Annotated in this window: 11 protein-coding genes; 7 read left to right on the plus strand and 4 right to left on the minus strand. The window is 45.8% G+C overall.

From position 1 onward, the window contains the following. Positions 1-32: 32 nt before the first annotated feature. The 4 genes from L4174_RS08245 to rmf all read left to right on the plus strand — a co-directional run bounded on the left by L4174_RS08245 (position 33) and on the right by rmf (position 4,561). Positions 33-281, plus strand: coding sequence for a glutaredoxin family protein (locus L4174_RS08245; RefSeq protein ID WP_248140291.1), 249 nt, complete (start codon positions 33-35; stop codon positions 279-281). Further along, positions 268-2,196, plus strand: a complete 1,929-nt coding sequence (locus L4174_RS08250; RefSeq protein WP_254589131.1) for an ABC transporter ATP-binding protein — start codon at positions 268-270, stop codon at positions 2,194-2,196. Before L4174_RS08245 ends, L4174_RS08250 begins: the two co-directional genes overlap by 14 nt. Further along, positions 2,196-4,220 (plus strand): DUF3466 family protein, encoded by a 2,025-nt coding sequence (locus tag L4174_RS08255; protein WP_248140295.1) that lies wholly within the window; start codon positions 2,196-2,198, stop codon positions 4,218-4,220. The genes L4174_RS08250 and L4174_RS08255 overlap by 1 nt, the downstream gene beginning before the upstream one ends. Positions 4,221-4,387: 167 nt before the next feature. Next, positions 4,388-4,561 carry a ribosome modulation factor gene (gene rmf / locus L4174_RS08260; RefSeq protein WP_248140297.1) on the plus strand — a complete coding sequence of 58 codons (174 nt, stop codon included), beginning with the start codon at positions 4,388-4,390 and terminating at the stop codon, positions 4,559-4,561. A 133-nt stretch (positions 4,562-4,694) separates the two neighbouring features. On the opposite strand, the gene fabA is transcribed toward rmf, so the two are convergent. Next, positions 4,695-5,210, minus strand: coding sequence for a bifunctional 3-hydroxydecanoyl-ACP dehydratase/trans-2-decenoyl-ACP isomerase (gene fabA, locus L4174_RS08265; protein WP_036751972.1), 516 nt, complete (start codon positions 5,208-5,210; stop codon positions 4,695-4,697). A gap of 69 nt (positions 5,211-5,279) precedes the next feature. Then, a complete protein-coding gene (locus L4174_RS08270; RefSeq protein ID WP_248140299.1) occupies positions 5,280-6,989 on the minus strand; it encodes a Lon protease family protein in 1,710 nt (569 codons plus the stop codon). Positions 6,990-7,227: 238 nt separating this feature from the next. Here L4174_RS08270 and matP point away from each other — a divergent pair, with 238 nt between their 5' ends. Beyond that, the gene (gene matP, locus L4174_RS08275) at positions 7,228-7,680 is read left to right on the plus strand and encodes a macrodomain Ter protein MatP (protein WP_248140301.1); all 453 of its coding nucleotides are present in this window, start codon (positions 7,228-7,230) and stop codon (positions 7,678-7,680) included. 46 nt (positions 7,681-7,726) lie between these two features. Further along, on the plus strand, positions 7,727-8,035 hold the full coding sequence (locus L4174_RS08280) for a DUF3634 family protein (protein WP_248140303.1): 309 nt from the start codon (positions 7,727-7,729) through the stop codon (positions 8,033-8,035). A gap of 106 nt (positions 8,036-8,141) precedes the next feature. Here L4174_RS08280 and L4174_RS08285 read toward each other — a convergent pair whose 3' ends face one another. Continuing rightward, positions 8,142-8,546: a response regulator gene (locus tag L4174_RS08285; protein ID WP_248140305.1), complete on the minus strand. Its 405-nt coding sequence runs from the start codon at positions 8,544-8,546 to the stop codon at positions 8,142-8,144. 353 nt (positions 8,547-8,899) lie between these two features. Between L4174_RS08285 and L4174_RS08290 the strand changes: the two genes are divergently transcribed. Then, positions 8,900-11,617, plus strand: coding sequence for a DEAD/DEAH box helicase (locus tag L4174_RS08290; RefSeq protein WP_248141642.1), 2,718 nt, complete (start codon positions 8,900-8,902; stop codon positions 11,615-11,617). 269 nt (positions 11,618-11,886) lie between these two features. Here L4174_RS08290 and L4174_RS08295 read toward each other — a convergent pair whose 3' ends face one another. Continuing rightward, positions 11,887-12,063 carry a helix-turn-helix domain-containing protein gene (locus L4174_RS08295; protein ID WP_248140306.1) on the minus strand — a complete coding sequence of 59 codons (177 nt, stop codon included), beginning with the start codon at positions 12,061-12,063 and terminating at the stop codon, positions 11,887-11,889. Positions 12,064-12,356: the final 293 nt, after the last annotated feature.

The raw sequence follows: 12,356 nt of genomic DNA on the forward strand, positions 1-12,356 counted from the left end.
GCCGCCCATAACATTGAACTAAGGATTGTTACTTGCCTATCATCCTCTACAGTACGGAAGGGTGCCACCTCTGCGCACAGGCTTATGCGCTGCTTGCAGAGGCGGGTGTTGCCGGACAGGTTGACGTTGTTGATATTGCTTTTGATGACGGCCTGTTTTCTCGTTACGGTGTCACTATTCCTGTGGTGTCCATTGAAGCGAATGGATCTGTTTCTGAGCTTGGCTGGCCGTTCGATGCCAGCCAACTGACTAATTGGTTAAAGAGTCATGGCGTTAATTAAAATTAGTAATGCGCAGCTGGCCTATGGCGATCATCCTCTGCTGGATAACGCTGAGTTTTTGCTGCAACCGAATGAGCGGGTGTGTCTGGTTGGCCGGAACGGTGCCGGCAAATCTACTCTGATGAAAGTCATCGCCGGTGATGTGCTGCTGGATGACGGAAGCATTCAGCGGATGAGCGAGCTGAAAGTATCGCGTCTCGAACAGGATCCGCCACGCGATGCAGACGGCACTGTGTTTGATTATGTTGCGGAAGGGCTGTCGGATGTCGGTGGTCTGCTCCGTGAATATCATCATCTGCTGGACAGTATTACCACGGACCCAAGTGAGTCGAACTTCGCAAGACTGGCCAAGGTGCAGGAGAAGCTGGATCACGCAGATGCATGGCAGTTCGATAATAAGATCACGTCGGTGCTTGAACATCTGGAGCTGAAACCGGAAATTTTGCTGACCGATTTGTCGGGTGGTTGGCAACGGAAAGCAGCACTGGCGAGAGCTCTGGTGAGTGATCCTGATATCCTGCAGCTTGATGAGCCGACGAACCACCTGGACGTCTCCACGATTGAATGGCTGGAAGGGTTTCTGAAAGACTTCCGCGGTTCCATTATCTTTATTTCGCATGACCGTGCCTTTATCCGTTCCATGTCGACCCGGATTGTGGATTTGGATCGGGGGCAGCTGAATTCTTTCCCTGGGGATTACGATAAGTACTTGGACGCGAAAGAAGAACTGCTGCGTGTTGAGAGCGAACAAAATGCTGAGTTTGATAAAAAGCTGGCTCAGGAAGAAGCCTGGATACGTCAGGGGATTAAAGCCCGTCGTACCCGTAATGAGGGGCGTGTTCGCGCGCTGAAGCAGCTTCGTGTTGAGCGAAGCGAGCGTCGCGAAGTGACGGGTAAGGCTGATATGCAGCTCCAGGAAGCACGCCGTTCTGGAAAAGTGGTCTTCGAAGCTGAAAACATCAGTTATCGCTATGATGAAAACCCAATTATCCAGGATTTCAGTTTCAATGTGATGCGTGGTGACAGAATTGCACTGATTGGTCCGAATGGTTGCGGTAAGAGTACATTACTCAAGTTATTGTTGGGTGAACTCCAGCCGACAGAGGGACATTTCCACTGCGGTACGAAACTCGAAGTTGCTTATTTTGATCAGTATCGTGAAATTCTGGATCCGGAAAAGACGGTTCTGGATAACCTGGCTGAGGGTAAGCAGGAAGTCGTGGTCAACGGTCGTAGCCGGCATGCGCTGGGCTATTTGCAGGATTTCCTGTTTCATCCCAAGCGTGCCCGCACACCGGTGAAGGCACTTTCCGGAGGTGAGAAAAACAGGCTGCTGCTGGCTAAATTGTTCCTCAAACCAAATAATTTGCTGGTGCTTGATGAACCAACAAACGATTTGGACATCGAAACTCTGGAACTTTTAGAAGATATTCTTGCCAATTATCAGGGCACTTTGCTCTTAGTCAGCCACGATCGACAGTTTGTTGATAATACTGTGACCACAAGCTGGATTTTTGAAGGTCAGGGTGTCATTAATGAGTACGTTGGTGGTTACCATGATGCTCAGGCCCAGAGAGAAAATTCTGCATCTCAAAGAGCAAAAGCGCAGGCTGAAGCCATTGAGGCAGAAAAGAAAAAAGCTGAAAACAAACAGCGGCAGCAGGCAAACCGTGAGAAACCGGGTAAAAAACTGTCTTATAAGCTCCAGAAGGAACTTGAAGAGCTGCCTGCTCGTTTAGAAAATTTGGAAAATGAGATTGCCGGTCTGCAGGAGAAAATTAATGATCCTGCCTTCTTCCAGAGTGCACCCGATGATACTCAAGTGACGCTGTCACGCCTTGCTGAGGCTGAACAGGCACTTGAAGAAGCATTTGAGCGCTGGGAAGAGCTAGAAGCAATGCAAAAGGAATCCTAATGCGACATAAGACGTTCACGTTTTCTGCACTGGCGGTGTTCATCGCCAGTGCTACACAGGCTCAAGCGGCGGTTTATGATGTCATCGAAATTACGGGTGACGCGAGCGGTGTAGAGACACTGCAGTACTATGATAAAAACACGAGTACGCTGGCTGAGAAGGTACAGTTTTACGGTCAGGGGATTGAACCGTCGGCAAGCGGTGTGAACTGTTTTGAAACCAGTTGTGCTTCTACGGATCACAAACTCTACGGTGAAAGCCGTTTTGGCAGTGATGGTGTCGATATTCGTGATGAAGTCCCATTCCAGTTGGATAACTTTCAGCAGATTAACGATCAGTGGTCTCTGGAAAGGTATTGTAATTCAGCATTAGGTTTCAACACATGTGATACCTGGGCGAAGATCCGTTACTTCGGCAAGGATTACAATTCAGATAATCCGGAAAACGGAGAAAGCTTTGGCGGTTTACGTCGTGAGCAGTTTGCATGGCAGAACAACTATTACGCGAATACCTTACCATTGCTTGATAATGGGTCAGATAACCTTGAACGGGTAACGACCTTTGCCAATACGGCTGCTGGATATGACTCTAGCGTGACACCGTCACTGGGTTCGCTGGTGGACAGCAGTGATCATGTCACGACGAACGCTGCCGTGAATGCGTTAGGAAGCTCGACACTGGGTGATTTTACCCTTGGTGTCACGAGCTCTGCCTATTTCGCCAACAATAATCACTACGCACGCCAGTTTAACAAGCGTGGCTTCGTGAATGTTAATGGCAATCAGGTGTCTTTGTTGCCTGTCACCGGAAACGATCTGGTGAAGAATATGGGCCAGACGTTAGCCTGGGATGCCGTGGAATATCCTGAAAACAGCGGTAATCTGCTGGTGGTTGGCAGCGCAGCATTTTCGCCTTCTGAACTGAATAACAACATGAAGGTGCCAGATGATGTGTCTGTGAGTCGAAGCGATCTGACGAATTGTAAAACGAATGGTGCCGACCCGAGTCAGATCTTCAACTCTTGGGCATGTCAGTTTGTTGTGTTTGCGAATGATGCCGTGTTCTGGAACGTTGACGGCAGCGCAACGAATCCAGAGGCACAGCTGTTGTCTGAAAGGGCTTCGAACCGTCCTGCACTTGATCCGGATGATAAGAACCGTTCTTTCCAGGCTTCAGCTCGGGCTGTTGCTTTAGTGAACCAAAAGCCTGTGATGGTGGGTTATACAACCGACTCTGTCGGCAATGACTATTATGCAATGCGCGCCGCTGTCTACAAGCTGAAAGACGGCGTCACAGGAACACCAACAGCTAAAGACTGGGCAGTATCCTATATCCCGAATCTGAATATTGAATCAGGGGATGAGCGTGTCTATCGCTATACGCTCGCGACGGACATTAATGAAAACGGCAAGGTTATTGGTGTTGCGAAGTCAGCACGCTCAGAAGAGCGTTCATTTGCTGAAAAATTGTATGTATACGACGTCAACACACAAAAGTTCTCCTGGCTGGATTCTTCCGTAAGCAGCTTATTTTTTAAAGGTGCGAATGGTTTTGCCAGTGAGATTAATAACAATGACCAAATCGTTGGGTGGGTTGATACGGAAACCGTGAACCAGGTGAATGGTCGTCAACGTCGTCAACGCGCATTCACTTATCTGGCTGGTAATGACATTGTCACTGATGCATTGCCAGCGAAGTCCGCATGGTTGCTTGATGATCTGACGAACGATGATGTCCTTAGCGGTAATGCCAATAAATTCCGTATTGCGCAGGCGACTGGGATCAATGATGCCGGAGTGATTTCTGCAACGGCACTTAAATGCGAGAACGGTTTTCAAAGCCTCAGCAAAGATGCCAAGTGTGAAGGCGAAGAGCGTTTGGTCGCGGTACAGCTTGTTCCAAAAACGGATGCAAAAGTACAAGCACGTTTGGATGAAAAAGAGAAGGTCACCCGGAAAGGTGGATCTCTTGGCCTGGTGACGTTGTCACTTCTGGCTTTTTTTGGGTTACGCCGGAAACAGTAATCTTGCAAACTTTGTTTAAATTTTAATCAGGCTCACAAGTTGTGAGCCTGATTTTTTATGAAGGTTGATATCTTTCTCTAAATATCCAATCCTTAGAAGTGGAGTCACAAAAGCTCCATCATTATGTAATGGTAATGATGAATATGAATAAGGATGAGGATCGAACTATGAAGAGACAAAAGCGGGATCGTATGGAACGCGCACAATCTCGAGGCTATCAGGCTGGTTTAAATGGTCGTTCCAGTGATTCATGTCCATATCAAACAATGGACGCCCGTATGAATTGGCTAGGTGGCTGGCGTGATGCAAGAGAAGAGGTGCAATCTGGCCGCGCGAAATAAATAATAGTCTTTCACCCTCATATCCACAACCATGCAGAGCCCCTTTGGAGTAGGGGCTTTTCCTTTTCTGGATGCTGAAACGTAAAAAAGCCGCATGAATGCGGCTTTAGAAAGATAAATAACTGAATCAGACTCAGAAATTAGAAGTGTCCTGGAACAGACCAACTTTCAGGTCTTTGGCGACATAAATTTCTTTACCGTCAACCAATACACGGCCATCTGCAACACCCATGATCAATTTACGGTTGATGACACGCTTCATCTGAATTTCGTAAGTGACTTTTTTAGCCGTCGGCAGGATCTGTCCGGTAAATTTCACTTCACCCACACCCAGTGCGCGGCCTTTACCTTCGCCGCCAATCCAGCCCAGGAAGAAACCTACCAGCTGCCACATTGCATCTAAGCCCAGGCAGCCAGGCATGACTGGGTCACCAGGGAAGTGGCAGTCAAAAAACCAAAGATCCGGATTGATATCCAGTTCAGCAGTAATCAGACCTTTACCAAACTCACCACCTTGATCGGTGATTTCGGTAATCCGATCCATCATCAGCATGTTTGGTGCTGGTAATTGAGGACGGCCAGGACCAAACAGTTTGCCCTGGCTAGATTCGAGGAGATCGTCACGGTTATAAGAATTGCACTTCTTCATTGGATGCTTATTTCTCTTTGAAATTATTGGGGCAATTTAGCTTACACCTGTACGCTATAACAACTCGGATCAGTGGTGGCCCAACCAGTTCCTGAAAAATGGCAGCCAGCCGCGGTCATCACTGTGTCCGCTATGTACATGCTCAATACGATCTGCAATGACGTCCAGCAACGTGTCTTCCTGACCGTCTTCTTTGCTTGCATCACGACTGAAAGCTTTACCCGTCAGCAGAGGCAGGGCGTCGTTCACGCTCTCTACAGCCCAGATATGGAAACGACCTTGCTGAATCGATTCCAGTACCTCATCGGAAAGACACAGATTACTGAGGTTTGTTTTCGGTAATATGACACCTTGCTGACCAGTTAACCCGCGGTACGCACAAACCTTGTAAAAACCTTCGATTTTTTCATTAATGCCACCCACGGCCTGGACACGTCCGAACTGATCGACGGCGCCGGTAACTGCAATTTGCTGATTGATCGGTTGCTGAGACAGTGCTGAAACCAATGCGCAAAGCTCCGCCAGAGAAGCGCTGTCACCATCTACTTCACTATAGGATTGTTCAAAAACAATCGAGGCAGCATAAGGCAGCGGTTGGTCCAAATTCAAAGCAGCACTTAAAAATGCCTGCATGATCATCATCCCTTTGGCATGGATATTACCGGCGAGCTCTGCTTTACGTTCGACATCGGAAATATCGCCGTCACCGAAATGCACGACACAAGAGATACGGGCGGGTTCACCGTAGGCTGTTGGATGGCCTGGCATCTCAACGACGGTTAAACCGTTCACCTGGCCGACTTCCTGGCCCTGGCAGTCAATGATCACCTGGCCATGATGAATATCTTCAATAGCCCGTTCAGGCAAATAAGCGCTGCGATATTCTTTGGCTTTGAGCGAACGTTGAATGTGCTCAGCATGAATTGACTGGCCTTCGGACTCGATGGCTGCTTCGCAAAGCAAACTTAAATACCAGATTGGGCAAAGGGGCAGGCGATTCTGATCTTCTTCATGGCGAGCACCTGTTCTCATCAGCAGTTTCAGTGCTTCGGTGTCTGCAATATCGGGAAGCTTTGCTTTTTGAATCATCGATTTCAGATAACCCAGATAATCCGGCAGGTTATCCTGCGCCAGGCGCATATCCTGTTCGAATTCCCCGTACATACTGAATCCGGAAGCAATATCAGGCTCAGCATTTTCAAGCTCAGCCATCAGGTATCTGTCACCAATCAATACGAGTTTTACATTCAGCGATTCTGGCGCAGGAAGTGGGTATAATTTCTTCTGAGTTACTGGTTGCCACTCAAGCTGACCATTCATCAATACGGCTTTTAATCTTGGCCACAGGCTTGGATTCGCCAGGATACTCGCCACAGAGAGGACCAGATAACCGTTGTTGGCTTGATGAAGTAACCCGTGTTTGACCTGAGGTTTGGTCAGTTTTCCGTCTTCAAGCGGCGGGTAAACTGCACCAAATAAGTTGATTTCAGTGACGTTGTCACCTGCAATGATGACGGAGGATTCTTCAGCTGACGTTTGAGGTGCGCTGTGGAAGTGATGAATTAAATCAATCACATAATCACGGTAAATTTTGTTGTCCGGAGCTGTAACCCGAAGAACTCTGGGTTGAATAGTAACTGCTGTGAATCGGCGTACAGCATCGCACAGGCGATCTTGTAAAATGCCTGTCGGTGCAGGGGGGAGTTGTGCATATTGCGCCAGAACTGATTCATACTGCGAATAGTCTGGAAGCATGGTACGCCAGGATTCTTCTTGCATATCTCGATGTAAATTCCGTTACTGTGAAAAAGACAGCAGTATAAAGGAATCGCTGTCCGCATAATAGAAGACGTTTGGATTTTGCTGGTCAGGTGAAAACGGTCAGCCAGGATTTGTGTTAGCTGGGCCTAAAAAACAAAAGGTTACTCATTGCATCATTGTGCTTCATGGGCAACTTGGTTACACTGTCACTCTATACTAATTGTAGTCTTTCACAAACTCAGATAAGCAGCGGATTATGAAATATCAGCAATTGGAAAACCTGGAAGCTGGCTGGAAGTGGGGTTATCTCGCAAAGAAATATAAGGAAGGAGAAGCTATCACTCGATACATTGACACGAGTGAAGCAGAAGCGGCTGTGCAGTCTTTCCTTGCGCTGGAACACGAGCCAACAAAAGTGCTGGAATGGATTCAAAACCATATGTCTCCGGCATTGGATAACAAAATTAAGCAGGCGATTCGTGCAAAACGAAAACGTCACTTCAATGCTGAACAGGTCCACACCCGGAAGAAATCGATTGATCTGGATTATCGGGTTTGGGAAAAGCTGTCTGATAAATCCAGAGAGCTAGACTGTACGCTATCCGATACGATTGAGTATCTGCTGAGTGAGAGTAGTAAGTCGCTGGAAGCCAATAAAAAAGTTCAGGACATCAAACAAGACTTAAGTAAATTGCTTCAGCTTGATTGATTCGCTATACCTAATATCAGGCGCTGTTTGTTAGAGGATGGAAACAATGGAATATGTGTTTTTACTTGCAATCGCAGTACTTATCCTGGTTTTTAAAGATCGTCCGGTGATGGTGTTAACCTTTGAGCAAGGGGAGTTGGTCAAAACGAAAGGGAATATCCCAGCTGGCTTTTTAAATAGCTGCAAAGACATTGCTCATAGAGAGCCTTTTAATGGAAAAGTCAAGGTGTATAAAAACCGTTTTACGACGAAGTTGATTTTTTCCAGAGATGTACCGGCCAAAGTAAAACAGAAAATCCGTAACGTGTTCCCGTTTACAAACAGTAATAAAAAGATGGGGCATAAACGCGCATGAAATGAATCTAAGGTCTGAATACCCAACAGACCTTTTTTTGTTTTATCTTAGCGCACTATAACTTTGTTTTCTATTTAACAATATAAATGACATTCACACTGAACCGCTAGCCTTGAGCACTCATTTGGCGACTTTGATGTACTTTCTCTAGGCATTGGTTCAGTTTCTTCATTGAAAGTGGTTTTACAATATAGCCGTCAGGCTTATGGGATATCACTTTTTTCACGGTCTCTATTTCACTTTCTCCTGTAACAATGATCACCGGTAAATGAGGGAAGTCCTGTTTAATTTGTGTCAGCAGGGAAATGCCGTCGAGGGGAACGTTAAGATTCAGGTCAAGAAATACACAGTCGAGTGAATGACCAACCAGTTTGGATTTAGCAAAGATGGCTTCGGCCTGGCTAGTTGAACCTGCATAAAGAAGCGTTTTGGGTTGGGCGCTGTTTCTCAGAAGTTGTGCTAAAATCTGCGCCATCACTTTGTTATCTTCAATAATCAGCACATTCTTCATCCACAGCCATCCTTTTCTTTTTATGGGTTTTTATTTACTTAGATACTAGAAAAGATTTCATCGACAATCTAGGAAATTTAGGCATTACTTATTGCATCTAATGCACCATAACTTATTTTTTAGCAAAAATATAAACAATTTCACATTACAAAATGATACAAACATTAATTACATCATTATCTAGCTTAAACAGGGAACATCTCTGCTGAACTGAATGATTGCTGAAAGTTTAGATATTCCTCACGATATCTATCAACCCAAGAGAGGGGCATCCCAGTAAAATGGTATGTTTGTCATAAACATGGTTTCAAACTCAGCCATCATCACTCAATGTATCAGGTGTGACCTTGTCAATGCAGGCTTCTCCACTCGCTTATTTGAAATATTATCGGCGCTGTTATCGTGAAGACAGTCATGATCTCTCTTTGTCGAATGTCTTAAAAATTCGGCAGGATCGAAGGCTATGGATTCGAGAAGAAGAAAACCTGCTCAGCGGTAAATTACCCAGGCAACCTGTCGTCGATAAAGTTGCGGAAGAGATGGCGAAGCAGGTCGATTTGTATCGAAGAGAAAAGCGTTTGATCTACGGTAGTCTGATGATCAAAGGGCAGATAAATATTACGAATGGTATTGCTGCACAACGACAGCTGTTTTCGCCATTACTTTATTTGCCGGCTGAACTGGTTCTTGATGATGCCGAACACAGATGTGTTCAGGTTGATGTGACTGACATTCGATTAAACAACGCGCTCCTGAGGCAAATACTTAACCCTGAGATTGATCCGCAGGTGATTGATACATTTCCAGAACCAGTGTTTCCGCTGACCGACATTTATATTGCCCAAGTCGGACACTGGTTGGGGACACATTGTCAGGTACAACGCCTTGAAAGTTTAGCCAGATGGCCGGTTTTAGAATGCGCATCAGAGACAATGAAAATTTCCGGCACGGATAACATTGAGCTGGTGTGTGCCAGCGGACTCTTTCTTGCAGACAGAAGCCGAGGGAGTCGGGGCGTTTTACATGAATTGAATCTGATGCAACAACGGCAATCGCTTTCTCAGCCATTAATGCAATTGTTTCATTTAGAAAGCCATCGTGAGAAGCAACAAAGAAAAACAACATCTCACGCATGCCATTTACCATATCAGTTGAGTTTGCCTCAGCAACAGGCCTTGAAAAATGCTGCGCACCAACCTTTAAGCATCCTGGCCGGACCTCCAGGCACTGGGAAAAGTTTTACCATTGCTGCGATGGCTATCGACCGTATGATGCATGGTGAATCTGTTTTAATCGTAGCTAAAACAGATCAGGCCATTGATGTGATTGCGGAAAAACTCCGGGATGGTTTTGGTCTTGAAGGTGGCTTTGTTCATGCTAACAGCACATCCTTTAATAAAACGATGCGCCAGTATCTGGAGAGTATTCTGCTGTCCGGTCTAAGAGTGACGGTGTCACATGATGATAACTCTGCACAGCAGCTGAAACAGACAGGTGCTGAACTCGCAAAGGCTGAAAAAGAGTTTTCACGAGCTTTATGGATTGCTCGTTACGCAAGCGGACATAACTCCGGAACCTGGTTACAAAAACTCAAAGCAAATTTTCTGAGTCGTTTTATTAGAGAAAGTGCGTTATGGGAAACACAAGAGACACTGCAACGTGCCACACAAGTTTACAACAGCCTGACGATGTCAGAAATTAACCGGATCAGGAATGAACAACTGGCTGATGTGCTTCAGACACAGCGCAGGACAATGCATCAGTTCTGGGATGCATTGAAAGCAAGGAACTCGAAGACTCAGGAAGAACGTTTCAGGGATACCGATTTTACAACGATAACGACAGCATTACCGATTTGGCTGGTTACAGTAGATGAATTGAGCCAGTCTTTACCGTTGCACGAATCCTTATTTGATGTGGTCATTTTTGACGAAGCGACCCAATGCGATATCGCAAGCGCGCTGCCGGCACTTTATCGTGCCAAGCGGGCGGTTGTTGCAGGTGATGTGAAGCAACTCCGTCATGTTTCTTTTCTTTCTCGCGGCCAACAGAACAAATTCTGGCATGAAGAAGGCTTACCAGAACATTTGTTAGAGAACTTCGCTTATCGTGATAAGTCACTGCTGGATTGTGTGTCTGCCAGTTTATCCAATCAAAGTGCTGTGACGTTTCTGGATGAGCACTACCGGAGCCAAGCCGATCTGATCAGATTCAGCAATCAATACTTCTATGGTAATCGTCTGAAAATCATGCAGGCACGCCCGGGGGGCTCACAGCAACCTGCATTAGAATTTATTTATTTGCCAGAAGGCCAACGTACTAAAACAGGGCGTAACTCAGCAGAAAAAGAAGCTGTGATTACTTTAATTCAATCTTATCTTGATGCTTTTCGTAACGCGGCGTACCCACCAAAAATCGGAGTCATCTCTCCGTTCAGAGAACAGGCTGCTTTTATTGAGAAAGCGGTAGAGAAAGAGTTTTCGTATGAAGTAATACAACGGTATGCGCTGCGGGTCTCAACGCCTTATGGATTTCAAGGTGAAGAGCGTGACATCATGATTCTGTCGATGGCTGTAGATGAAAACAGTGCTCGGGCTGCAGCATACTTAAATCGGGAGGATATGTTTAATGTCATGGTGACTCGCGCAAGGAAGTCACAGGTTATCTTTCATTCGTTCATTCCCGAAGTGTTGAGTCATCAGAATTTGCTCCGCCAGTATCTTGGCTTTTCTCATAACGATAAAGCTACGACGACGCAGCAAAACGCGGAATCATTTATTTGTGATTTCACTGACCAGATCAAACAAGCGCTGGAACGGGCAGGGGTTCAGTATTGGGTCGGCGCTTTTGTTGCAGGAGAAAATATTGACGTGATTTGTCAGCATGGAGAAAGCACGCTAGGCCTCGATTTAATCGGTTACAGTGGCGATTTTGAAGGATACTTTGACCTCAATACTCACAGAACCTTCCAGCGCGCCGGACTGCAAGTACTCCCGGTACCATTCCAGCTATGGCAATCTGACCCTGAACGTGTCCTTCGTGAAATTAAAAATCGCTTAAGTATAAGCTAGCTAGGTTACCGCGTAACTTTTTGTGTAAGGTTCCGTCCAGTATTGGCTGATGCTGATAATATTGGAAATGATCGCGTTATTTCCTGAGAAATCATTTATCAATGAGTTTGATTCTTTGCTTGGACAGACATCAGATTATTGCCTCTGGTCAGAAATAATGGTCATCATCTAAGTGAGCCAACCCGATAAATCCATGAAGCTCTGAAACTGTCAGTCATTCGTATCTAACACATTTACCTGGTCATACATTTGGATTCCTTGGAGCATAATTAGGATATACGCTGGTAAGCAGCACCTAATTCAATGAAGCGTTTGACCAAACGATAAACTTGGCGCGGACTCAGTTTAAGTAAACCGGCAGCCTCAACACCGGTGAGCCGTTTGTCACAGATGTCTTGGATAAGCTCGATTCTCAATAATTCATTATCAGTCATGGTTAATAGCATCCACGGGCTCCAAACACGGTTAAAGAAAGCGTGTTTTGAAGCTAGAACAACATGACATTTCAATCTGGCTCAAACCTGACACTTCTAACTAGATCTTACACGCTCAGTGCGCATAACATAGATTATGTTAAATGATGTGTCCGGAGGAAGTTATACTTTTTATATCCTGCCTACTCCTATTCTCAGATGGTCTTGGTTCTGACATGTTTGAGCAGCAATTTAACCATAATTGGATTTACCATAAAATAGGTAATTCACACTATGATTTAAGCTCTGCTGCAAATGTTAGTTTG

The sequence above is a fragment of the Photobacterium sp. CCB-ST2H9 genome, from assembly GCF_023151555.2.
Classification (GTDB): Bacteria; Pseudomonadota; Gammaproteobacteria; order Enterobacterales; family Vibrionaceae; genus Photobacterium.